The sequence below is a fragment of the Streptococcus sp. LPB0220 genome, from assembly GCF_008727815.1.
Taxonomy (GTDB): domain Bacteria; phylum Bacillota; class Bacilli; order Lactobacillales; family Streptococcaceae; genus Streptococcus.
On sequence record NZ_CP044230.1, the window covers coordinates 894224 to 918875 of the forward strand.

Annotated in this window: 26 protein-coding genes, 1 riboswitch and 1 other annotated feature; of the genes, 24 read left to right on the top strand and 2 right to left on the bottom strand. The window is 39.1% G+C overall.

Going from position 1 to position 24652, the window contains the following annotated elements:
• Position 1: 1 nt before the first annotated feature.
• From LPB220_RS04700 to LPB220_RS04715, 4 genes are all read left to right on the top strand, one after another.
• Entirely contained in the window at positions 2-1747 is a 1746-nt protein-coding gene (locus LPB220_RS04700) for a rhamnan synthesis F family protein (protein WP_150905846.1), read from the top strand.
• Positions 1748-1757: 10 nt separating this feature from the next.
• Entirely contained in the window at positions 1758-3245 is a 1488-nt protein-coding gene (locus LPB220_RS04705) for a DUF2142 domain-containing protein (RefSeq protein WP_150905848.1), read from the top strand.
• A gap of 23 nt (positions 3246-3268) precedes the next feature.
• The gene (locus tag LPB220_RS04710) at positions 3269-5794 is read left to right on the top strand and encodes an LTA synthase family protein (RefSeq protein ID WP_150905850.1); all 2526 of its coding nucleotides are present in this window, start codon (positions 3269-3271) and stop codon (positions 5792-5794) included.
• Between the two features lie 94 nt (positions 5795-5888).
• Positions 5889-6365: an EbsA family protein gene (locus LPB220_RS04715; RefSeq protein ID WP_023917814.1), complete on the top strand. Its 477-nt coding sequence runs from the start codon at positions 5889-5891 to the stop codon at positions 6363-6365.
• Between the two features lie 9 nt (positions 6366-6374).
• Here the strand turns inward: LPB220_RS04715 and LPB220_RS04720 are convergent, their stop codons facing one another.
• Positions 6375-6575, bottom strand: coding sequence for a ferredoxin (locus LPB220_RS04720; protein WP_003006690.1), 201 nt, complete (start codon positions 6573-6575; stop codon positions 6375-6377).
• A gap of 45 nt (positions 6576-6620) precedes the next feature.
• Here LPB220_RS04720 and LPB220_RS04725 point away from each other — a divergent pair, with 45 nt between their 5' ends.
• From LPB220_RS04725 to LPB220_RS04810, 17 genes are all read left to right on the top strand, one after another.
• Entirely contained in the window at positions 6621-7076 is a 456-nt protein-coding gene (locus tag LPB220_RS04725) for an SAG1386/EF1546 family surface-associated protein (RefSeq protein ID WP_150905852.1), read from the top strand.
• A gap of 14 nt (positions 7077-7090) precedes the next feature.
• Positions 7091-7771, top strand: coding sequence for a (d)CMP kinase (cmk, locus tag LPB220_RS04730; protein WP_031574170.1), 681 nt, complete (start codon positions 7091-7093; stop codon positions 7769-7771).
• A gap of 23 nt (positions 7772-7794) precedes the next feature.
• Positions 7795-7923 (top strand) — a sequence feature (ribosomal protein L20 leader region).
• 16 nt (positions 7924-7939) lie between these two features.
• The gene (gene infC / locus LPB220_RS04735) at positions 7940-8470 is read left to right on the top strand and encodes a translation initiation factor IF-3 (RefSeq protein ID WP_003003721.1); all 531 of its coding nucleotides are present in this window, start codon (positions 7940-7942) and stop codon (positions 8468-8470) included.
• 33 nt (positions 8471-8503) lie between these two features.
• Positions 8504-8704 (top strand): 50S ribosomal protein L35, encoded by a 201-nt coding sequence (rpmI, locus tag LPB220_RS04740; RefSeq protein WP_001125942.1) that lies wholly within the window; start codon positions 8504-8506, stop codon positions 8702-8704.
• A 49-nt stretch (positions 8705-8753) separates the two neighbouring features.
• Positions 8754-9113, top strand: coding sequence for a 50S ribosomal protein L20 (rplT, locus tag LPB220_RS04745; RefSeq protein ID WP_000124834.1), 360 nt, complete (start codon positions 8754-8756; stop codon positions 9111-9113).
• Positions 9114-9217: 104 nt separating this feature from the next.
• Positions 9218-9685: a deoxycytidylate deaminase gene (locus tag LPB220_RS04750; RefSeq protein ID WP_049490930.1), complete on the top strand. Its 468-nt coding sequence runs from the start codon at positions 9218-9220 to the stop codon at positions 9683-9685.
• A gap of 171 nt (positions 9686-9856) precedes the next feature.
• The gene (locus LPB220_RS04755; protein WP_150905854.1) at positions 9857-10297 is read left to right on the top strand and encodes a hypothetical protein; all 441 of its coding nucleotides are present in this window, start codon (positions 9857-9859) and stop codon (positions 10295-10297) included.
• Between the two features lie 135 nt (positions 10298-10432).
• Positions 10433-10864, top strand: a complete 432-nt coding sequence (locus LPB220_RS04760; protein ID WP_031574151.1) for a hypothetical protein — start codon at positions 10433-10435, stop codon at positions 10862-10864.
• A gap of 139 nt (positions 10865-11003) precedes the next feature.
• Complete coding sequence (locus tag LPB220_RS04765) at positions 11004-12230, top strand: ABC transporter permease (RefSeq protein WP_150905856.1); 1227 nt, start codon at positions 11004-11006, stop codon at positions 12228-12230.
• A gap of 399 nt (positions 12231-12629) precedes the next feature.
• On the top strand, positions 12630-13820 hold the full coding sequence (gene metK, locus LPB220_RS04770) for a methionine adenosyltransferase (RefSeq protein ID WP_150905858.1): 1191 nt from the start codon (positions 12630-12632) through the stop codon (positions 13818-13820).
• A 192-nt stretch (positions 13821-14012) separates the two neighbouring features.
• Positions 14013-15272, top strand: a complete 1260-nt coding sequence (locus LPB220_RS04775) for a UDP-N-acetylglucosamine 1-carboxyvinyltransferase (protein WP_049490933.1) — start codon at positions 14013-14015, stop codon at positions 15270-15272.
• A gap of 56 nt (positions 15273-15328) precedes the next feature.
• Positions 15329-15880 carry a GNAT family N-acetyltransferase gene (locus tag LPB220_RS04780; RefSeq protein WP_003003737.1) on the top strand — a complete coding sequence of 184 codons (552 nt, stop codon included), beginning with the start codon at positions 15329-15331 and terminating at the stop codon, positions 15878-15880.
• On the top strand, positions 15873-17150 hold the full coding sequence (spxR, locus tag LPB220_RS04785; protein WP_150905861.1) for a CBS-HotDog domain-containing transcription factor SpxR: 1278 nt from the start codon (positions 15873-15875) through the stop codon (positions 17148-17150). Before LPB220_RS04780 ends, spxR begins: the two co-directional genes overlap by 8 nt.
• A 20-nt stretch (positions 17151-17170) precedes the next feature.
• Positions 17171-18031 (top strand): methionyl aminopeptidase, encoded by an 861-nt coding sequence (locus LPB220_RS04790; RefSeq protein WP_150905863.1) that lies wholly within the window; start codon positions 17171-17173, stop codon positions 18029-18031.
• Between the two features lie 84 nt (positions 18032-18115).
• Positions 18116-19087: a YihY/virulence factor BrkB family protein gene (locus tag LPB220_RS04795; protein WP_150905865.1), complete on the top strand. Its 972-nt coding sequence runs from the start codon at positions 18116-18118 to the stop codon at positions 19085-19087.
• Between the two features lie 253 nt (positions 19088-19340).
• On the top strand, positions 19341-19805 hold the full coding sequence (locus LPB220_RS04805) for a MarR family winged helix-turn-helix transcriptional regulator (protein WP_150905867.1): 465 nt from the start codon (positions 19341-19343) through the stop codon (positions 19803-19805).
• Positions 19802-20509, top strand: coding sequence for a B3/4 domain-containing protein (locus LPB220_RS04810; RefSeq protein WP_150905869.1), 708 nt, complete (start codon positions 19802-19804; stop codon positions 20507-20509). The genes LPB220_RS04805 and LPB220_RS04810 overlap by 4 nt, the downstream gene beginning before the upstream one ends.
• Positions 20510-20533: 24 nt before the next feature.
• On the opposite strand, the gene LPB220_RS04815 is transcribed toward LPB220_RS04810, so the two are convergent.
• Positions 20534-20977 carry a GtrA family protein gene (locus LPB220_RS04815; RefSeq protein ID WP_021153029.1) on the bottom strand — a complete coding sequence of 148 codons (444 nt, stop codon included), beginning with the start codon at positions 20975-20977 and terminating at the stop codon, positions 20534-20536.
• A gap of 28 nt (positions 20978-21005) precedes the next feature.
• A riboswitch (PreQ1 riboswitch) is annotated at positions 21006-21112 on the top strand.
• Here LPB220_RS04815 and LPB220_RS04820 point away from each other — a divergent pair.
• The 3 genes from LPB220_RS04820 (at position 21110) to LPB220_RS04830 (ending at position 24635) form a co-directional block, all read left to right on the top strand.
• A complete protein-coding gene (locus LPB220_RS04820; RefSeq protein WP_049471983.1) occupies positions 21110-21619 on the top strand; it encodes a QueT transporter family protein in 510 nt (169 codons plus the stop codon). (Overlaps the previous riboswitch by 3 nt.)
• Before the next feature lie 85 nt (positions 21620-21704).
• Complete coding sequence (ligA, locus tag LPB220_RS04825; protein ID WP_150905871.1) at positions 21705-23663, top strand: NAD-dependent DNA ligase LigA; 1959 nt, start codon at positions 21705-21707, stop codon at positions 23661-23663.
• 9 nt (positions 23664-23672) lie between these two features.
• Positions 23673-24635: a diacylglycerol kinase family lipid kinase gene (locus LPB220_RS04830; protein ID WP_003006748.1), complete on the top strand. Its 963-nt coding sequence runs from the start codon at positions 23673-23675 to the stop codon at positions 24633-24635.
• Positions 24636-24652: the final 17 nt, after the last annotated feature.

The following is a 24652-nucleotide window of genomic DNA, read 5'->3' on the forward strand; positions in this document are numbered from 1 at the left end:
TATGCAACGTTTACTTTTATATGTCCACTTTAATAAATTTAACTTTATCAGTGGACATGTACTCCACCAATTAGAAAACATTCGCCCCTTGTATTCACGGGTAGTTTTTATCTCCAATAGTCAGCTACCAGAAGACGTGAAGTCTAATATAGCAACACAACATTTGGTAGATGATATTCTTGAGCGTCAAAATATTGGCTTTGACTTTGCGGCTTGGCGGGATGGAATGAAGACAGTCGGCTTTGACCAACTAGCTCACTTTGATTCGGTTACCCTCATGAATGATACCTGCTTTGGACCTCTTTGGGATCTAGAACCAATCTATGAGCGGTTTGAAAATGATACTGAAGTGGATTTCTGGGGAATGACCAATTACCGGAAAGACAAGGATTTTAACGAGCATATTCAGAGTTATTATCTTAGTTTTAAAAAACAGGTGCTGACATCAAGTGCCTTCCATGAATTTTGGCAAGGTGTTCAGGATTTCACCAATGTTCAAGATGTGATTGACAACTATGAAACCAAGGTCACAACGAATTTCCTGGATGCTGGTTTTCGCTATAAGACTGTCTTTGATACCATTCATGAAGACACTACAGGAATGCTCTATCCGGACTTTTCTTACTATAATCCTACAGCGATTCTCAATCATAAGGTTCCTTTCATCAAAGTCAAAACCATTGCAAACAATGAAGGAATTATGCCTTATATTTTCGACGAGTTGGAGCGTGTATCGAACTACCCATTAGACTTGATTCTCAACCACATGTCTATGATTGATCGTCCGGACTATCCTTATCTCTTGTCTCGTAAGTACTTGAAAAACCAGGAATTAGCTGGAGAGTTCGGTAAAAAAGTTGCAGTTCATCTTCATGTCTTTTATGTGGACCTCCTGGAAGAATTTCTAGATGCTTTTCAAACCTTTCATTTCGCTTATGACTTATGGCTCACGACAGATGTAGAAGAGAAGAAACAGGATATTGAGAAAATTCTTTCTAATCGGGCACAAGATGCGACGGTTGTGGTGACTGGAAATATTGGACGGGATGTATTGCCAATGCTGCTCTTAAAAGAGCAACTCTCAAAATACGATTATGTTGGCCATTTCCATACTAAGAAATCTAAAGAAGCAGATTTCTGGGCAGGTGAATCTTGGCGGAAAGAATTGATCGAGATGTTGGTCAAACCGGCTGATCAAATCCTAGCCAATATGGAAGCCAATCCAAAAGTCGGAATCACTATCGCAGATATTCCAACTTTCTTCCGTTACAATCGAATAGTGGTTGCTTGGAATGAGGCTCTTATTTCACCAGAGATGAACAAGCTCTGGGAACGGATGGGAGCGACCAAGACGATTGACTTCAAAAATCTCAATACCTTTGTCATGAGTTATGGGACCTTTGTTTGGTTTAAATATGATGCTTTGAAACCACTCTTTGATTTGAATTTGACATCAGCAGATGTTCCAGCTGAACCTTTACCTCAAAATTCGATATTGCATGCGATCGAACGTTTGTTGATCTATATTGCTTGGGATCAAAAATATGACTTTAGAATCTCTCAAAACCCACATGTTCTGACACCATTTATTGATAATAAGCAATTGAACAATCGCGAAGATCTTCAACCCCATACCTTTGTAGACTTTAATCAAATTGGGGGGATCAAAGGGGCCTTGAAGTATATCGTGATAGGGCCTGCAAGAGCTGTGAAATATATACTAAAAAGAATGATAAAAAGAAAGTAGAGTAAGTTATATGGGAGTTATTGATAAGACTAAAATTAGAAATATTTTAATTGCTATATTTTTAGTATTATTTTCAAGAGTATTTTTGGCCAGTTTATTTCAATTCACCATCAATTTAAAAATTATACTATTAATTATTAGTGTTGTAATTTATTTTATTCTTTTTGATCCAAAAGACAAAAAGAAATTGCCAATTAATGCTTTTTTTCTGATAATTATTTTCGGTAGTGTAATTTCACTAGTGAAACCAGTTCAATACGGATTAGATGAAGAGTCTCATTTACCAAACGTAATTAGTATTTCTGATAGTCCTATTTTTAAATATTCTAATGAGAAATTGGAAGATTATAATTCTGTTTTTAAATATGATGCACTAAGAAATCCTAGTAAAAAAGATAAAAATTATTGGTTCAATGTTGAGCATAAGAAAAGTAAAATTAAAGGAGTAAGAGTTGGATTTGATAATCCAGCCTTCATTCCTAGTGCAATTGGATGGAATATAGGTAGATTAATCTCTAAAAAAGTGTTTGTTTCCTATTATTTGGGAAGAATCTTCGAAGTAATAGCATATGCCATTCTAGTATTTATTGCATTAAAAATCAGCAAAGTTTATAGAGAAGCGATATATTTATTTTCTACATTTCCTGCAGTATTGTACATCATAGCAGGTTATCATTATGATTATTTATATTTTGGAGCAACATTAATTAGTCTTGCTTTATTGACAAATATTCTATCAGGTGAACGTAAAATTGATAGAAAATATGCTTTTGCATTTCAATTCTCTACATTACTATTTTCATTTGCAAAATTTCCGTTTGTATTAATTGGAAGTCTATTTTCAATATTGCCAAATAAGTATTATCAGGATAAATCAGTAAGAAAATTCAGTTCAATCCTGTTTGGTTTAAATTTGTTAATTTCCTTTACATACGTTGGAATCATTAAATTGTTTGCTTCAGACAATGCTTTGTCAGGCAAAGGACCAGGACTATTATATTTTGTAACACATCCATTACCATTAATTAGAACTTTACTTTTAGCGCCATACGGTATTATTCATGACTTTGTTTCTGAACCATTGAAATATGTTTCAGAATCGTCTCCGTTTTTAATTGCAATTTCGATAGTTACTTTCTTTTTTGCTATGTTTGTCATTGCATTAAAAAATAAAATTGAAATGCCAACATTTTTTAAATATTACTGTCTTCTTTTACTTGCAGGTATTGCCTCATTAATAGTAATTGCTATTTCAGGAGATCCTAGGGTATACCACAAAGGTGATATTACTGTAGGTGGTGTACAAGGTCGTTATTATTATTTTATTCTGATGTTTTTGCCACTTTTTTGTGGATCATGGTTTAGAAAATTATTTGGTTTTTTAGATATGACCATTCAAAATGAAGATTCGAATTTTGAATGTAGTTTGCAATATATGTTAGTGTATTTAAATATTTTAACAATTAGTATCGGAATATACACTCAATTGCAGGGATAAAAAATTTTTAGGAAGGATAAAAAATGAAGAGAAAGAGGAAATTAGATTTTAGAGATTTTCTTTTTAAAATTTATAATAAAATAACAAGAACACAAAAGTACTGTATAGCTCTCTTTCTTTTATTTTTTATAAGTAACACTTTCTTAATACAAAATTTAATTTCTAAAGAAATTAAATCGACAGGATCTGTATTATTTCTGGTTAATCAGTGTGGTATTTGGTTTGGAATTTCATTTTTAATTTTAGTTTTACTAATTTCACAATACACTTTAAAATGGATTTTTTTCCTTAAGATTTTAGTTTCATATGTAATCTATTTAATACTATCTTACTCGATTGATATTTCGCTTAATATTAATAATCCTAGTTATAAGATTGATCATTTTGAAAAAAACAATTTTTGGCAATTTAATTCTCTAACTTTTGTTTTATCATTGTTAGTAATTTCTTATGTTTTAGGACAGATTAGAAAATCATATGATAATAAAGCAAACAGAAAAAAATTAGAACCTATTGGGAAACTGTTCGAATATGTCTTGCATTCTAGCGTAGTTTGTTCGTTCATTTTTACTGATTCTAAAATCCCTTCTTTATTATATCGTACATCATGGTATGTATCTGGAAATTTTGAGAAATTAGGAGCGGGAAAGTATTCCTTGAGCCAATTTTGGATTTTAGAATTTTATTTGCTGCTCTTAAGTATTTTTCTGACTTTAGTTGGCTTGCTTTTTGTAAAAGGACAAGTTGATGTAGTAAAAAATAGGTCTAGTTTTTCGCTAGCTATATTTACAAGTATTAGTCTTGCAATATTATTTAATACAGGAATTCAATTGGGTTTAGGCCATGGGGAACCTTTGGTTGGATACTCAATATTTCCTGGAGGTGTAATATTTCAGATATTATGTTTATCTTATCTGTTTATTTTTCTATATATAGTCGTTAATAGATATTTATTTACGACAATATTGATTTTATTTGGTGGGGTTCTGTTTATTGTTGCTAATGCTATAAAATTTAGTATGCGTGCGGAACCAATTTTGCCAAGTGATTTGGTCTGGGTATTTCAACCTTCTGTTTTATTTAGTTTTGTAGATGCCTCGGTTTTAATGATTGTGAGTATTTCCTTAGTCATTTTTACGTTTATCTATATAATAGGACGGAGATATATTTATCCAGGTAGAATTATTCGTGCAACGATTTTAAGATTTGTTTTATTAGGACTTATGCTCTTATTGTCCATTAATCTTTATTCTATTTTTAAAAGAAAAGATAATGGAAAAATTATTGATGACGTTCCGATTATTACCTTGTTAAATAATTTCCAAGATACAAAATGGTTAGGAAATTCCATAAACGCTAGATATCGATCGTTGTCATATGTATGGTTGAATCAAATCACAACAGATCCAATTATAGAACCGAAGGGATATAGTAAAGAAAAAATCAAAGAAATTGAGAAGAAATATGATCAAGTAGCTTTAGAAATCAATAAAAATAGAAATGAGTTAATTGATAATCAAACGATTGTTTATGTTTTAAGTGAAAGTTTTGCTGACCCATCAAGAATTGAAGGGGTAAATTTATCTAGAAATCCTATACCAAAAATTCAAGAAATTAAGACAAAAGTTACAAGTGGATTAATGCAATCAGATGGTTATGGTGGTGGAACCGCAAATATGGAGTTTCAAACATTGACAGGGTTACCTTTTTATAATATTAATCCGACAGTTTCTGTATTATACTCAGAGGTTGCTCCTAAAATGAGAAGACTAATTTCAGTTAGTGATTCATTTAATAATAAAGAAGTTATTCATTTCGAATCTCCAATTAATTATTCTAGAAATGTGATTTACAATAGATTGAAATTCAATAAATTTATAAGCATTGATGATAAAAAGAATTATGATTTAGGTTATCAAGAAGTACATATAAGCGATGAATCTACGTATAAGGCAGTATTAAAAGAGATGGATGCTAAAAAGAATCAATTCTTTTCTGTCATTACGATTCAAAATCACTCCCCATTTATAGCAGGAGAACCTTCAGACTTAACAGCAACAGGCAACGGTTTTTCAGATGATGAAAATACCAAGTTAACGAATTATTCACGTCTTTTAACCTTTACCGACACCGCCACCCAATCCTTCTTGGAAAGTCTTTCTAAAATAGATAAGAAGATTACAGTGGTATTTTATGGGGATCACTTGCCAGGTCTCTATCCTGAGTCCGCCTTTAAGAATAATCCGGAGAGTCAGTATCAGACAGATTACTTCATTTGGAGTAATTTTGATGCTCCAAAATTGAATTATCCTTTGGTCAATTCAAGTGATTTCTCTGCTATGGTTTTTGAACAGACCAATTCAAAAGTTTCGCCTTACTATGCTTTGTTGACAGAAGTATTGAAAAAAGCAAGTGTCGATAAAAAGGCCTTAGAAGGAGAAGCGCAAGAAATTGCAGAGGATTTGAAAATGGTTGAATACGACTTGATTAGTGGGAAAGATTACCTTTCTAAAGACTTCTTTAAAGTTCCAACTAATAAATCCAATTAAAAGGAGAGCAAGCAGTTAAAAATCTTTGTGATTTTGGCTGTCTGGCTCCCTTTTTTTTGTTTTTTATGCTAAACTATTAGATGGGGGTACGCTCATGATTAAGATATTTGGAAAGGTCCATTATCATTGGCAACCGGACTTATCTATTCTTGTGACTTATTGGTCCATTGCAGTGATTCCGGTCTTTATTGGACTGGCCTTGATGTATGAGAGCTCTAGTGTGCCAACGCTAGTTTTGTTTTCGTTCTTTTTATTTATGGTCTTGCTCGCGATTGGGGTCCATCGTTACTTCACGATCTATGAGGATGGGATCTTGCGGATTATTACTGCCAATCCTTTTACTCCAATCAAGGTGAAGATTGACTCGATTGAAAAGGTCGAAGTAAATAAGAAATCGATCAAGCTCATATTTAATGATGGATCGCGCAGTCGAACATTCTGTATGCGTAAATGGCCGAAAAAATACTTTATCAATGCACTTGCCTTAAATCCTTATTTTAAGGGAGAAGTAATCCTGACGGACAATTTCATCCATGTGGATTACTACGAGATGTATTATGCAAACAAATAAAAAGCCCTCTTAATCTTTTAAGAGAGCATGAGTGGGGCATTCTTTAATAGCCTCGAGAACATCGTTTGTGACAGGGACTTCCTTTTCAAGGAGGTCGTCCTCTTCAGCAGCAAATTTAACGATGCCATTGTCATGGTAATCAAATAATTCAGAATAGGTCTGACAGAGACCGCAAGCGATGCAACGATCTGGAATTAACGTAACTTTCATACTTCTATTGTAATGATTTTTACGAGAAAAAACAAGGAGGAAGTCATGGCAAAAGAACCATGGGAAGAAGATATTTACGATGATGGAGAAGAAACATTGAAAAGAACGAGTAAGTTAAACGGAATCAAGGCAGATCGTCTATTGACGATTTTAGCCATTATTTTCTTTGTAGTAGTAGTGGCGATGGTCTGCTTGTTGATTTTCCTTTCAACAGGTGGCAGCAATAAATCAAAACAAATGTCTGGTTTCTACAATGGAGAGACTAAGGTTGAACAGAAATCATCAGCCCCTGCAGCACAAACTGACCAAGCGGCTAAAGACGATAGTTCAAAAGATGAGAACTCTGAAGAAGGTACGATCACTGTTCAAGCAGGTGAAGGGGAAGCAGCGATCGCTGCGCGTGCTGGTATTTCCATTTCCCAATTGGAACAGTTAAATCCATCTCACATGTCTACAGGATCATGGTATGCCAATCCTGGTGATGTCGTTAAGATTCAGTAGGAGTTGAGGACAGCATGAAACAAATTCAAATTGCCATTGATGGACCGGCTTCTAGTGGAAAATCCACAGTCGCAAAGATCATTGCCAAGGATCTAGACTATACGTATCTAGACACGGGAGCTATGTATCGTGCAGCGACTTACCTAGCTTTGCAAAATAATCTGACAGCTGAACAGGTTGATGACCTCTTAGCCCTTTTAGATCAGTATCCAATTAGTTTCGGTCGTTCAGAAGAAGGAGAGCAGCTTGTCTTTGTAGCAGACGTGGATATTACCCACCCAATTCGCGATAACCAAGTGACCAACAATGTTTCATGGGTTGCAGCGCTTGCGCCAGTCCGTGAAAAACTTGTCGCTCTACAGCAAGAAATTGCAGCAGAGGGGGGCATCGTTATGGATGGACGCGATATTGGGACAGTCGTTCTTCCACATGCAGAGTTGAAGATCTTTTTGGTCGCTTCTGTTGAGGAGCGGGCAGAACGTCGTTATAAGGAAAATGTTGAAAAGGGCATTACAGCGGATCTTGAATTGTTGAAAAAAGAAATCGCTGAGCGGGACTATAAGGACAGCCACCGTGCCGTTTCTCCTTTGAAACCTGCAGCTGATGCCATTCATTTTGACACAACGGGTGTTGGAATTGCAGACGTTGTTGCATTTATTGAAGAAAAAGCAAAAAAACTTCTTGACAAAGAATAAAAAACTTGATATCATATAAAAGTTGAGAAAAGCAGAAGTGAGAACTTCTCGCCTTGTGACGCAAGTTGCCTGGCCCCTACGGATCAAGTTTCAGTAATGAAATACATCGTGTAGTTCGGGCCTGTTTTGCAGGTCCGTTCTTTGTTTTTCTCGAATAATAAAAAAGAGGTGAAAACCATAGCAAAGCAAGACTTATTCATCAATGATGAAATTCGTGTACGTGAAGTTCGCTTAATCGGTCTTGAAGGTGAGCAATTGGGTATCAAACCACTTAGCGAAGCGCAAGCACTTGCGGACGACGCTAATGTTGACTTGGTTCTCATTCAACCTCAAGCTAAACCTCCTGTTGCGAAAATTATGGACTACGGTAAGTTCAAATTTGAGTACCAGAAGAAGCAAAAAGAACAACGCAAAAAACAAAGCGTTGTGACCGTGAAAGAAGTTCGTTTGAGCCCAGTGATTGACAAGGGTGATTTCGATACAAAACTTCGCAATGCTCGCAAATTCCTTGAAAAAGGAAATAAAGTGAAGGTATCCATTCGCTTTAAGGGTCGTATGATTACCCACAAAGAGATTGGTGCTAAAGTTTTAGCCGACTTCGCTGAAGCGACACAAGATGTGGCAATCATCGAACAACGAGCTAAGATGGATGGACGTCAAATGTTCATGCAATTGGCGCCAGCAACTGACAAGAAATAATCTGTCAGAAAGTTAAAAAAAGGAGAAAATATCATGCCAAAACAAAAAACACACCGCGCATCAGCTAAACGTTTCAAACGTACAGGTTCTGGTGGACTTAAACGTTTCCGTGCTTACACTTCTCACCGTTTCCACGGAAAAACTAAGAAACAACGTCGTCATCTTCGTAAAGCATCTATGGTGCATTCAGGAGATTTCAAACGTATCAAAGCAATGCTTACTCGCTTGAAATAATCGCGTATTCGTAAGTAAAGAATTCTAGGAAATATTGGAGGAAATATAAATGGCACGTGTTAAAGGTGGCGTTGTATCACGCAAACGTCGTAAACGTATTCTTAAATTAGCTAAAGGTTACTATGGAGCTAAACATATCTTGTTCCGTACTGCAAAAGAACAAGTAATGAACTCTTACTACTATGCATACCGTGACCGTCGTCAAAAGAAACGTGACTTCCGTAAATTGTGGATCACACGTATCAATGCGGCAGCTCGTATGAACGGACTTTCATACTCACAATTGATGCATGGTTTGAAATTGGCTGAGATCGAAGTAAACCGTAAAATGCTTGCTGACTTGGCTGTTAACGATGCAGCAGCTTTCACAGCTCTTGCAGATGCAGCTAAAGCAAAACTTGGTAAATAATGTTTACAAGGCTGAGGAGTTTTCCTCAGCCTTTTTTTCTTGCTGATTTCATGCTATAATGAAAATAATCGTAACCGATATGAGGAGAGATGGAGGATATAAAGGTGACACACAATCGACTAGCATGGGATGAATATTTTGCAGCACAGGCCTTACTGATTTCGAATCGGGCGACATGTAATCGGGCAAAAGTAGGTGCTGTATTGGTTAAGGATAATAAGGTCATTGCAACAGGTTATAATGGATCCGTTTCTGGTACAGATCATTGCTTGGAGGATGGCTGCCTCATGGTCGAGGGACATTGTGTCCGGACGATTCATGCGGAAGTCAATGCGATTTTGCAAGGAGCTGAACGTGGAATTCCCAAAGGCTTTACAGCTTATGTGACGCATTTTCCTTGTCTCAATTGTACCAAGCAGTTGCTTCAAGTCGGTTGCAAGCGGGTAGTATACATTCATCAATACCGCATCGATGAATATGCCGAATACCTCTACCGTGAAAAAGAAGTAGAACTGGTCAATTTACCAATTGAAGAAGTGAAAAGAGCTATTGCAGAGGCTGATTTTATTTAGGGAAGATTTCCAGCCTATTTCATGATATGTTAGCAATCTAATTGGAAACCTGTCCAAATTAATGTTTAAGAGATAGCATTGAATAGATGGCTATCATGAAAAGAATAATGGAATCAAGTAAAATGGTGTTAACGGAAAAACATAAAAATATAAGAAAGTTAGGAGAAAGTGATGACAAACCAAGAGAAACATCTTGAGGAAAATAAAGAACATAGTAAGATCAGTGAAGATTATCCCAATTTTGTATCTGTTCAGAATTCTCCAAAAGAAAATAGCTTACATTCTATTCTTCTTTCAGCGACATTTTACTTATCCATTATCTATCTTGTAATGTTTGTCTTTTACTTTGCACCTTGGGGTGATGGTTGGGGATTTGTCGTTTTGATTTTCCTTGGTCCAAACTTATTAAGTCTTGCGATTGGAGCCTCTCTAATTCGACTAGGGATGAAGAAGGGGAATAAAAGCCTTCTCTATGCGAGTATTGGACTCTATCTGCTGTCTATCATCTTGGCTTTTGATCCGGACTGGGAAATATTTCGAATTGCTCCCTTATGTTTAGGTATTTTGGATTTAATCGGAACACTCCTGGTTAAAGAAGTGAAAAGCTCTTAATTAAAAAATGGATATGGTCAACTCTACTCAATAAAAAATATTCGGGTCGATTAAAGCCCTAGTTAAATCAGTTCTTCCGCTCTATTTTTAAGCGCTATTATTTGAAAGAATAACTAAAAATGTTTGGAGAAAGTTATGACAGATCAACAAAAAAATCCTGAAGTAGATAAAGAAAATGAAGCATATGCTTCAGATGAAAGTCTTTTTCCAAACAATGAAATGAAGCCAGAGAAGAGAATTGGAAATTCTGTAATCCTTTCTATTGCTTTGTTCTTGGCCATTGTTTATATAGTTTTACTTTTATTAGGTCTCTTTTCAATGGGAGCGTGGGCTGGTGGCTTTTTGTACTTTTTGGGAATCCATATGATTAGCTTTGTGATAGCAACCATCCTGCTTTGGAATGGAATAGTGAATGCCAATAAAGCAACTCTTTATATGGCAGTAGCTATTTATGTTTTTTCATTTATTGCTGCGGGTGATCCGGATTGGGTGATTAATCATATACCACCGTTTGTGGTAGGAGTGCTGGTATTGATTGGAACTGTATTGTTAAAAAATGGAGACTGATGATAGGAGGTAGGGTGATAAATCCTATCTTTTTTATTTATTTAGTACTTATAACGCACTAAGAAAACGGTTACAAATTGTGTTATAATTTAAATAAATGAATAGTTTAATACTTTATTTAGAAAGTAGAGGAGAATCTATGTCTAGAAAAAAATGGTATGGTATACTGCTAATTCTTGAAGCAATTCTTTATCTTGTTTCTTATGGTAGTAGTCTAGTAGAGAGCTATAATGCCCAAAATTTAAATGGAGATATACCACTGATCACTACCTCTAGTATTTTTTCTATATGGAATGGAATGATTATTTGCTGGGTAATTTGGAGAATCATGAAGCAACGTTTAAATGTTGAAGGATTGATAGCTGTTCTTCTCCTCTCGATTATCCAACTACTTATGTTTGTTTTACCCTCTTTTTCCCCAACAAATCTGATGAACATTTCCTTTCTGCTAAATATCATTTGTTTAATATGGATTTGCTTGCTTATAAAGAATGTAGAAATGAGGGAGCTTTTAAACAATTGGAAAAGTAAAGATAGTTGGAAATCATCGATAGCTTATTTAGTACTATTTGTTGCCTCTACAAATATTTCTCCACTATTTATATTGATTGGTATGGATAGAACGAGTGACATTTACGCTTTTACACTTCGATACATTGTAATGGAGTTAATGTTTCTACTTCTGATTAATGTTATGATCACAAATACAAGTGAGAAACTTCAGAAAGTATTTTCTCTCTTGCTCATTTTATCTTCTCTTGTTGAGATAGGTGCAGTATACTCTTTCATCACTCGTATAAGTTTTTACGGTCTCTTTTATCTTCTCTTATCGATTTATATTGCTTGTCGTGTTTTTGGTTTGTTTGAGAAAGTTGCAGATAGCTGGGAGTCCAAGGTGAAAGTACAAGATCTATCATCTATTGACACTAAACCAGAGATGGCGGACTCTCAAGTAGAAGGAGACATAGATGTAAACGATCAGTTGAATGCTGAGATACGATCAAACAATGATAAAGAAAATTCGCCAAAAAGAATTATTCTTCAGTCGTCTTGGTTATGGAGCGCCCTTATAATAGCAGTCTGTCACCTTGGTATTATGATTTTTCCCTTATTTTTAGGAAACCACATGTATCTACTGATCTTATATATTGGTGCCATCCATTATATTTGTTTTATGATTGCGACTATATTACTTTTCGTAGGTATGAGAAAAGGAAGTAAAGGACTCCTGAATGCGGCAACTATCTTATTTGTTATTTCCATTATAGGTACACCAGATACTTATTGGATAGGTCCAAATATTTTATCCTTTATTCTGGGAGTCTTGGTATTGATTGGAACTGTATTGTTAAAAAATGGAGACTGATTAAAGTAGATAGGGTTGAAAATTTTTAAAGAACTATTATTATTTAAGTAGGTGGTAGGTTTTTGAGTACCCATTGGTACGCGGACGCCTACCATTTTTGAAGATAAAAAAAGCACCGTGTGAGGGTACTAGATCTTGCCTGCTGAACTCGTCAATTGATAGATACCCTAGTGGGTATTTTTTGTGAACTTTTTAGGAACTTTGAGGACTGTTTAAGTCAGTTTAACTGGGTAGTGCATAGACCGAAAAAGCTGATTTAATGGGCTTTTTGAAAAATCATTTTCCATATCATATGTAATGTGTTATAATGAAGTGTTATATGGTCCCGATAAGGTGGTAGAAATCTTCTATCAGTACTTTGTAACTCTATAACAATATTTTTTAAGGGGGGACATTTTTATGTCAGAACGTAAACTTTTCACGTCTGAATCTGTATCTGAGGGGCATCCAGATAAGATTGCAGACCAAATTTCAGATGCTATTTTAGATGCTATTTTAGAGCAAGATCCAGAAGCTCACGTGGCTGCCGAAACAGCTGTTTATACTGGTTCCGTGCATGTCTTCGGTGAGATTTCAACGACTGCTTATGTGGATATTAACCGTGTGGTTCGTGATACCATTGCAGAGATTGGTTATACCAATACAGAGTATGGTTTTTCTGCTGAGACGGTAGGAGTACACCCATCTTTGGTGGAACAATCTCCTGATATTGCTCAAGGGGTTAATGAAGCCTTAGAAGTTCGTGGAAATGAAGATCAAGATCCACTTGATTTGATCGGAGCAGGAGACCAGGGTCTCATGTTTGGTTTTGCGGTGGATGAAACAGAAGAACTTATGCCATTGCCAATTTCACTCAGCCACAAGTTGGTTCGTCGTTTGGCAGAGCTTCGTAAGTCTGGGGAAATTAGCTATCTTCGTCCAGATGCCAAGTCACAAGTTACTGTTGAGTACGATGAAAACGACCGCCCAGTGCGCGTGGATACAGTGGTTATTTCAACTCAACACGATCCAGACGTCAGCAATGAACAAATCCACGAAGATGTGATTAACAAGGTCATCAAGGAAGTGATTCCAGCTTCTTATCTAGATGAGGAGACTAAATTCTTCATCAACCCAACTGGTCGCTTTGTTATTGGTGGACCTCAAGGAGACTCAGGTTTGACTGGTCGTAAGATCATCGTGGATACTTATGGTGGTTACTCCCGTCACGGTGGTGGTGCCTTCTCTGGTAAAGATGCCACTAAGGTAGACCGTTCCGCTTCTTATGCAGCTCGCTACATTGCCAAAAACATCGTAGCGGCAGGTCTTGCTAAGAAAGCAGAAGTGCAATTGGCTTATGCCATTGGGGTAGCTCAACCTGTCTCTGTTCGTATTGATACCTTTGGTACGGGAACAGTTGCTGAAAGTAAGCTTGAAAAAGCAGCGCGTGAGATCTTTGATCTTCGTCCAGCAGGGATTATCCAAATGCTGGATTTGAAACGTCCAATCTACCGTCAAACAGCAGCATACGGCCATATGGGACGGACAGATATCGACCTTCCATGGGAACGTTTGGACAAGGTTGAAGCCTTGAAAGAATCTGTAAAATAATTCGTTGAAATGGAAAAGTTAGGGTCAAGTTGATCCTAGCTTTTTTTCGTTTTGAAAATTCCTACAGATGGAAAAATAGGTCGATCTGTGGTATAATAGATGCAGTATTTTGAATACGTTGTCCCTTTTATTTCCGTTACAAAAAACGATAGTAAAAGGAAAAAGACTTGAAAGAGCTAATAAATTATTAAGATGAAAAAAATTGTAATAAATGGTGGTCGCCCTCTAAAAGGAGAGGTGACCATTAGTGGTGCAAAAAATAGTGTAGTAGCCTTGATTCCGGCGACCATTCTGGCGGATGATATCGTGACCCTTGATGGGGTACCGGATATCTCCGACGTGGCGAGTCTGATTGAAATCATGACCATCATGGGGGCTAAGATTGAACGCAAAGAAGACAGTTTGATCATTGATCCACGTGGGGTGAAGAATATGCCCATGCCATTTGGAAAAATCAACAGTCTGCGAGCTTCCTATTATTTCTATGGCAGCTTATTAGGACGCTATGGTCAAGCAACGGTTGGGCTTCCTGGTGGGTGTGACCTTGGACCACGTCCGATTGATTTGCATTTGAAGGCCTTTGAAGCGATGGGAGCCGCTATGACCATGGATGGCTCTAGTATGAAACTTGCGACTGATGGCAAGCCTCTTCAAGGAGCTAACATCTACATGGATACTGTTAGTGTCGGTGCAACGATCAATACGATTTTAGCAGCAGTCAAGGCTGAAGGTCGGACAGTGATCGAAAATGCGGCTCGGGAACCTGAAATTATCGATGTGGTGACCTTGCTCAACAACATGGGAGCTCATATTCGTGGAGCAGGAACAGACATTATTATCATTGATGGTGTTCCACAATTGCATGGAACGAGACATCAGGTGATTCCAGATCGCATCGAAGCTGGAACCTATATTGCCCTTGCAGCTGCTATTGGAGAAGGTATCCAGATCAACAATGTCCTGTATGAGCATTTAGAGAGTTATATTGCCAAGTTAGAGGAAATGGGTGTGCGTATGACCATTTCTGAAGATAGTATCTTTGTAGAAAAGCAGACAGGCTTGAAGGCGATCCAGATCAAAACGTCTCCTTATCCTGGTTTTGCGACTGATTTGCAACAACCGATCACACCTTTGCTCTTAACGGCTACAGGACGTGGACGAATCGTTGATACGATTTATGAAAAACGGGTCAACCATGTACCAGAATTGGCTAAAATGGGGGCCACCATTTCGACCTTGAACGACCACATTATCTATGAAGGGCCAAATCAATTGACAGGATCCAGTGTGAAAGCAACGGATCTTCGAGCTGGTGCGGCTTTAGTGATCGCAGGTCTCATGGCTTCTGGAACAACAGAAATTACAAATGTGGAATATATCCTTCGCGGGTATTCAGATATTATTCATAAATTGACCCAACTTGGAGCAGATATCCAGTTGGTAGAGGAATAGGGACAGAACTAGGGATCTGATAGTGGTGGCTGGATACACGAACAATGGAGTTTGAAATGAATATTTGGACGCACTTAGCTGCCTATTCACTAATTGAAACACAAAGGTTGTATTTACGACCTTTTCTCTTTGAAGATGCGGAAGATTTTTATAAGATTGCTTCAAATCCTGATAACCTACAATTTATCTTTCCTGCACAAGCTGATCTTGCTGAAACTCAATATGTACTAGCCAACTATTTCATGAAAAATCCTTTGGGGGTCTGGGCGATCTGTGATAAGGAAACTAATCAGATGATCGGTTCCATCAAGTTTGAAAAATTGGATGAAATTAAGGGTGAGGCTGAGTTAGGCTACTTTTTACGCAAAGATTTTTGGGGAAAGGGCTTGATGACAGAAGCGGTCAAAGAGTTGGTCTATCTATCATTTGAGAAATTTCAACTGAAGGAGCTTAAGATTGTCACCCATGTTGAAAATGCAGGGAGTCAAAAGGTCGCTTTAAAGGCTGGTTTTCGTCTCTTTCGTCAATTCAAAGGGAGTGACCGCTATACGCGTAAAATGCGCGATTATTATGATTTCCGCCTAGGTAGAGGGGACTTCTATGAGTAAACACCAAGAGATTTTAGACTATCTCGAAAAATTACCGATTGGAAAACGGGTCAGTGTCCGCAGTATTTCCAATTTTTTGAATGTCAGTGATGGGACAGCTTACCGTGCCATTAAAGAAGCTGAAAATCAAGGAATTGTCGAAACGCGTCCTAGAAGCGGGACCATCCGTGTCAAATCGAAAAAAGCTGTACTAGAGCACTTGACTTATCGGGAAATTTTAGAAATCACTGGCTCTGAAATATTAGCAGGTGAGGAAGGTCTCGAAAAAGAATTTAATAAATTTTACATCGGTGCCATGACGGAAAAGCACGTCCTAGACTATGTGTCTGAAGGGGGGCTTTTGATCGTGGGTGACCGTACTAGCATCCAACGATTGGCTCTTAAGCATGATAATGCGGTCTTAGTGACAGGTGGCTTTGAGGTCAGTGAGGATGTGATTGATCTGGCTAATCAGGTGCAAATCCCAGTCATCCGAACTTCACATGATACCTATACCGTCGCGACTATGATCAATAAGGCCTTGTCTAACATGCAGATCAAGACGGATATCTTGACGGTGGAACAGGTCTATCGGCCCTTCCATGAGTACGGTTATCTTTCTGAGACAGATACGGTCCGGGATTATTTAGATTTGGTTCGAAAGAATCGCTTTAGTCGTTTTCCGGTTGTCAATCAGCACCAGATGGTAGTGGGCGTCGTAACCATGAGAGATGCTGGAGATAAGGCGCCTCAGACGACCCTTGATAAGGTGATGTCACGGACCATTTTTACCACTAATTTGTCCACCAGCATTGCGACGATTAGCCAACGGATGATCGCTGAAGATTATGAAATGATTCCTGTTGTTCGTAATAACCAGACCTTGCTGGGTGTTATTACGCGTCGGGATGTCATGGATCGGATTAGCAAGGTGCAGTTTTCGAGCTTACCAACCTTTAGTGAGCAAATTGGTCAAAAGATTCAAACAGAGAACGACCATTACCAATTCACAGTGGAGCCAAGTATGCTGGAGAAAAGCGGTGTTTTGGCCAATGGAGTCATGATCGAAGTGCTGATGAAGGTTATTCGCAAGATGATGCAACACAGTGGGCGTAGCTTGATTGTCGAACAGTTGATCATCAATTTTTTACAGGCTGTGCAGGTGGATGATGTGATCCGCATTGAACCACAACTAGTTCGACGAACCAGACGTTCGGCCTTGGTTGATTTTAGCTTGTATTTAGATCTGCAGCTGGTCGCGAAAGCAACCATTACCATTAAGATTAATTAAACAAAAGAAATGAGGAGACAATGATTACATTAAAATCACAACGTGAAATTGAAGCCATGGATCGTGCAGGAGATTTCCTTGCCAGCATCCATATTGGATTGCGTGACTTGATCAAGCCAGGGCTCGACCTTTGGGAAGTAGAAGAATATGTCCGCCGTCGCTGTAAAGAAGTCAATGTCTTACCACTTCAAATCGGAGTAGAAGGCAGTCTCATGGACTATCCTTACGCGACTTGTTGCGGTTTAAATGATGAAGTTGCCCATGCCTTTCCCCGTCATGTTATCCTGAAAGATGGTGATCTCCTCAAGGTAGATATGGTCTTATCTGAGCCACTCGACAAGTCTGTTCTGGATGTTTCAAAATTAGATTTTGATAATGTAGCCCAAGTGAAGAAATACACGGAGTCCTATACTGGTGGCTTGGCGGACTCTTGCTGGGCTTATGCGGTTGGAAATGTTTCGCAAGAAGTCAAAGATTTGATGGACGTGACTAAAGAATGTCTTTACAAAGGAATTGAGAAAGCAGTCGTAGGCAATCGCTTGGGAGATATTGGCGCAGCGATTCAAGAGTATGCAGAAAGCAAAGGCTATGGCGTGGTGCGTGACTTGGTCGGCCACGGTGTCGGCCCTACCATGCATGAAGAACCAATGGTACCGCATTACGGTCGTGCTGGACGCGGTCTTCGTTTGCGTGAAGGGATGGTCTTGACGATTGAGCCAATGATCAATACCGGTACTTGGGAGATTGATACTGATATGGAAACTGGTTGGGCCCACAAGACCCTCGACGGTGGCCTTTCTTGTCAATACGAGCATCAATTTGTGATTACAAAAGATGGTCCAGTGATCCTAACTAGTCAAGGTGAAGAAGGAACTTACTAAAAGATTGAGAGGAAAGAATGGAGCTGAAGGCACGTGTCTGGTTTCGCTCTTTGCTCTTTTTTAGTAAAAATGGGGAGGTGACGAATGAAAAAGGTCCTACAAAAAGTACTGGCTCAGCCATTTATAAAGGGCTTCGTGCGGTTTTATCAGAGTGCAGAGTCTGATATCACCAGTATTGCAGTTGCCTATTATTTGCTGATCTCCATTTTCCCTTTGATGCTGATTGCAGCCAATATTTTACCCTACTTTCATATTCGTCCCACTCAGATTCTTTTAAGCTTACAGAAAGTTTTGCCAGCCTCCTTATATCGAATAGTGGCACAGATGATTTCGAGTGTCTTGACCAAACCTTCGACAGGCTTACTGAGTTTCTCGATTATTTCTGCTTTGTGGATCTTCTCTCAGAGCATTGCCTACCTCCAAAAAGCCTATAACAAGAGTTATGGGGTGGAAAAGGAGCGTGGTATTATCTGGGGGCGACTCTTTAGCTTTCTGATCAGTTTTGCCTTGCAGGGCTTGTTTGGACTCTCGCTGATCCTTTCCATGTTTGGGAAAATGATCGTTCGTTATCTCTATCAGACCTTTTCATTTGATCGGACGATTTATGTGCGCTTACTGAATTTGACAGAGCCGACCATCTACCTCTTACTTTTTGTCAGTCTGGTCTTACTCTATTACACCCTTCCAAATGTCAAAATTCCAAAATTTAGATATGTTCTTCCAGGAGCGACCTTCGTTGTTGCTGTCCTGTATGCGATCTTGAATATCTTTTGGAAATATGTGGATCGTTATGTGAGTCATTTCTTAGATGCTCGTTTCTTCGGTTCGGTCGTCCTAGCGGTCATCATGTTCTGGTTCATCTTGGTGGCAAAAATCATGATTATTGGTTGTATTTTAAACGCCAGTATCCAATTTGCCAGAGAAGCCAAGTTCCAAACGCGCAGTGGAGAAATTGTCTCTAAGTTAAAATCAGAAGAAGTGGACTTTCGGCATAGAGAAGTTTCACAAACATTAAAGCGTCGATTACGCTTGATAAAAAAAGATAAAAAGGAATAAGGGAGAGTGGGACAGAAATCGGTAATTCGTTAGAATTCGATTTCGTCGTCCCACCTCCGCACAATTGAGTAGGGCTGTAAAAGCTGATGAAATCAGCGTAGTAGAGCCCACTCAACCACTGCGTCTTGCTCGACAATCCAAAAACAATTGAGAGGCTAGGACTTTTGTCCCAGCCTCTTTTTTTATTATCTATTTTTATTGCATTTGCAACAAAAATGTGTTATGCTATTGTCAATAGGAAAGGAGGAGTGAGATGAGTATTTTGCGTGAGATTGGCATCATTGCGCGAGCACTGGATTCTATAGCAAATATTGAATTTCGAGATTTAGATCTGGCGCGTGGTCAATACCTCTATCTGGTGCGAATTGCCGAGCAACCTGGAATGATTCAGGAAGAACTCTCTGAGCTCTTAAAAGTCGATCGCTCAACTGTTGCCCGATCCGTAAAAAAACTAGAAGAACGAGGATTGATTCAGCAGCGCCCAAGGGGTGAAAACCTTAAAACCAAGGAATGGGAATTAACTGAAAAAGGTAAGAAGATTTACCCCTTCATTTTAGGGGAGCATATTTACTCTGAGACAACTGCCTTAAAAGGATTTTCCAAAGAAGAAGTCGCACAGTTAGAGGAGTATCTGATCCGAGTTCGAGAGAATATTACCCTGGATTGGGAACTAGTCAAAAAAGGTCAAAAAAGAAATTATAGTGAGGTAAAGCAATGAAAGTGACAGTCGATCAAGCATTTTGGGATTTGTTCCCAACAGCTAGAATTACAGTGATGTCCTTGTATGGCATTGATAATACAGTAGATGAAGCCAAGGATCCTTATTTCAAAGAATTGTTGGACAAGGGTGCCAAGAGAGCATGGGAATTTATCGATGAAGAAAACTATACCCAGAGTGAGTTCGTTCAAGAGTGGCGCCAAGCTTTTAGCAAGTTCAAAACAAAAAAAGGAGCACGATCTTCCATCGAAGCACTCTTAAAACGGGTTCATCAGGGACGTGAATTTTATCCGATTAATCCCTTGGTTGATTTATACAATAGTGTGTCTATGGCTTATGCTCTTCCTTGTGGAGGAGAAGACATGGATAAATTAGTGGGTGGACTCTCTCTAGGACACGCGAAAGGAGGCGAACCGTTCTTTCCATTAGGGGCTGAAGAAGATGCGCCAGCTTTGGAAGGGGAGATCATCTACTATGACCAAGAAGGAGCCGTTTGTCGTTGCTTGAATTGGCGTGAGGCTCAAAGAACCATGCTAACTGAAGATACGAAGGATGCTATTTTGGTGATTGAAGCTATCAATGAAGAGCAGGCCAAACGAGCACAAACAGCCATGCAGGAATTGAAAGATCTAGCCAAGGATTATTTTGGGGTCGAAGGAACGATCTATCAATTAAGTGTAGAGCATACAAGTATAGAAGTTTAAAATAATAAGGCTGAAACAATCGTTTCAAGCCTTATTTTTGTTTTTAAAGACAAAGAGTTTACTAAAGACGTAATTGAGGACCACAATGGCTACTTGTGCAAAGAGAGTTTCAATCAGATTGATCTGGCTTTTGTTATTGTGGACAAATTGCCCGATAATTCCTGGGAACTGCTTGACAAAAATCTCAGTCAAGGCCATGTCCAGTATAAATGTCCCAGATCGCGCAATTGCAAATCGGATCAAGCGCTGAAACCAGCCCTTTCTCTCTTGTTTAAAGACAATGGTATCGTTGGTCGCAAAGGCAAAGAGGATCCCAGCAATGTTTCCAATAGCTGTCGCTAATCGTTCATCACGAGACACATGATAGATGAAAAGGCGGGTTCCGACGGAAACAATGGTTGTGGCTACTCCAAAAAAGAGATAGGATAAAATCTCATTATCAAAAAATTTTTTAATTAGTGTTTTCATAAATTCAGTCTACCATAAAACCTCAAAATATGCTATACTTGAAAGGTTGAAGAAATCAAACCTTCAACCCTTGGTGCTTAAGATCCTTTCGCCAAGCATATTACACGCGGGAAAACCGCTAAAGGAGAATAGATGAAACAGTTAACTGCTCGTGATATGGCACAAATTGCCATTGTTGCTGCGATTTATATCGTATTGACCATTACCCCACCTCTCAATGCTATGGCCTATTATGGCTATCAATTCCGTGTTTCGGAAATGATGAATTTCTTAGCCTTCTACAATAAGAAGTACTTGATTGGGGTGACGCTTGGTTGTATGATTGCTAACTTATTTAGTTTTGGATGGATTGATGTCTTTGTCGGTGGAGGTTCAACCTTTGTCTTCTTAGGACTTGGACTCATTCTATTTGGTCGATTCAAAAACAAGTTCTTGTTTGACGGTCTTATTCGCTTGGACCATTTCTTGTTTGCGATTTTCTTTTCCATCTCCATGTTTACGATTGCCTTGGAACTTTATTACCTTCAAGGACAACCATTCTTCTATAACTGGTTGACCATGGGATTGGGTGAATTCGCATCCTTGATTTTTGGAGCAATTGTGATCAATCAACTTTCTAAACGGATCGATTTTACAAAATAAGAAAAAGGAGCTTTGGCTCCTTTTTTTAATGCTAAGAATGCAGTAAATTCAAGGCTAAATTAAGATTTTATGATAAAATAAGAACATGAAAACCAGAATGAAAGAATTAGTGGAATTACTCAATCGATATGCTTACGAGTATTACACAAAAGACGCTCCATCTGTTTCAGATAGTGAATATGATCAATTATATCGGGAGTTGGTGGAACTAGAAACCGCACATCCAGATGAGATCTTACCAGAGAGTCCAACTCACCGTGTAGGTGGGGTGGTTTTAAAAGGTTTTACCAAATACCAGCACCAGTATCCCCATTATAGTTTGCAGGATGCTTTTTCGCGTGAAGAATTAGAAGCCTTTGATCAGCGTGTCCGTAAGGAATTTCCTTCTATCAGCTATGTATGTGAGCTGAAAATCGATGGCTTGTCCATTTCTCTCACCTATGAAAATGGAGTCCTCGTAACGGGGGCGACACGTGGGGATGGTTCTGTTGGTGAGGATATTACAGAGAACCTCAAGCGGGTCAAGGATATTCCTTTGGTGTTACCAGAGCCAGTGAACATTACAGTGCGAGGCGAGTGCTATATGCCACGGGCTTCCTTTGATCGGGTCAATCAGATCCGTCAAGAAAACGGCGAGCCGGAGTTTGCTAATCCGCGGAATGCTGCTGCAGGAACGCTTCGCCAATTGGATACGAAAATCGTAGCCAAGCGAAATCTTGCAACCTTCTTGTATCAAGAAGTGAGCCCGACGGACCAAAGCAGTCAGGAAGGCGTGCTTGAGAAATTAGCCCGCTTAGGATTTGTCGTGAACCAAGAGCGAGTGCTGGCTGAGGATATGGAACAAATTTGGGACTTCATCCAGAAGGTAGCTCAGCTTCGAGAGGATCTTCCCTACGATATCGATGGGATTGTCATCAAGGTCAATGACCTAGCTGTTCAAGAAGAACTAGGCTTTACTGTTAAAGCCCCTAAATGGGCTGTCGCCTATAAGTTTCCAGCTGAAGAAAAAGAAGCGAAAATCCTATCGGTGGATTGGACGGTTGGACGGACCGGAGTTGTGACCCCAACTGCCAATCTAACTCCAGTCCAGCTAGCAGGAACTACCGTTAGTCGGGCAACCTTGCACAATGTGGACTATATTGCTGAAAAAGATATTCATCAGGATGATACCGTCATCGTCTACAAGGCGGGTGATATCATTCCTGCGGTCTTGCGTGTCGTCAAAGATAAACGGGTATCTGATCAAGCATTAGCTATTCCAACTCATTGTCCGAGCTGTCAGAGTGAGTTGCTTCATTTCGAGGATGAGGTGGCCCTTCGCTGTATCAATCCACTCTGTCCAGCGCAGATCAAGGAAGGATTGAACCACTTTGCAAGTCGGGATGCTATGAATATCACAGGCTTGGGTCCAGCTGTTGTAGAGAAACTCTTCGCCGCTCAGTTGGTAGAGGATGTAGCTGGGATCTATCGTCTGACAGTCGAGGATCTATTGACCTTAGAAGGCTTTAAAGAAAAATCTGCTGAAAAACTCTATGAAGCCATTCAAGCTTCAAAAGAGAATTCAGCTGAGAAATTACTCTTTGGTTTGGGGATCCGCCATGTCGGTAGCAAGGTTAGTCAAATCTTGCTCCAAGAATTCCATGATCTCGATCAATTGGCTACAGCTGATCCAGAACGAATTGCCAGCATTGACAGTCTCGGTATGGTCGTGGCTGAAAGCCTCAAGCGTTATTTCGCACAAGAAGGATCCAAGCGCCTATTGCAAGAGCTCAAAGAAGCTGGCGTCAATATGGCTTATCTTGGTGAGAAAGTCGCTGCTGATGCGGCCCTATCAGGAATGACAGTCGTTTTGACTGGGAAGCTAGAGCGACTCACGCGTTCAGAAGCTAAGGCAAAATTAGAAAGTTTAGGCGCTAAGGTGACTGGATCGGTTTCCAAAAAAACAGATTTGGTCGTTGCTGGTAGTGACGCTGGTAGCAAGTTAACCAAAGCACAAGAATTAGGAATCCAGGTAGAAGATGAGGCCTGGCTTGAAAGTTTATAGAGGATCTTTATGGTAGAACGAATCAAAAAAGCCCGTTTAATTTATAATCCGACCTCTGGGCAAGAAATTATCAAGAAAAATATTGCGGAAGTCTTGGACGTACTCGAAGACGTGGGCTATGAAACCAGCGCTTATCAAACGACTCCAGAACCATTTTCTGCCCAAAATGAAGCAGAAAGAGCCGCTAAAGCAGGCTTTGATTTAATCATTGCTGCTGGTGGAGATGGTACGATTAACGAAGTGGTCAATGGGGTTGCAGGTCTGGAAAATCGTCCACAGATGGCCTTTATCCCGACCGGTACCACCAATGACTATGCGCGTGCCTTGAAGATCCCGATGGGCGATCCTGTGGCAGCTGCCCGCATTATCGAAAAGAATCAAACCATTCAGATGGATATTGGTCGTGCCTATGGTAGTAAGTATTTCATCAATATTGCTGCAGCAGGAACCATGACAGAATTGACCTTCAGTGTTCCAAGTAGTGTTAAATCTCGCTTGGGTTACTTTGCCTATGTGGCAGAAGCTGCTAAAATGTTGCCACGAAACAAGGCTCGAAAGGTGCGGATTGAGCACGACAATGGTGTCTTTGAAGGGCCAGCGTCTATGATTTTTGTAGCCTTGACCAACTCGATTGCTGGTTTTGAAAGTGTCGCGCCAGATGCTAAGCTTGATGATGGGAACTTTACCTTGATTATCGTAAAAACTGCTAAGCTCTTTAACATGTTGTCCCTGATGATTCAGGCCATTAATGGAGGCAAGCATGTGCACGATGAAAATGTAGAATATCTCAAGACCAAGAAGTTGACGATCGAAATGCTAGGGAAAAATGCTCAACCATTCCGCATCAATCTAGATGGGGAATACGGGGGAGATACGCCGGTTGAATTGGAAGTCTTCCATAATCACTTGGAATTCTTTGCAAATATTGATGAAATCAACAACGATGCTTTGGTTCACCCATCTGAAGAGTAAAAACAATAGTTGGAGTC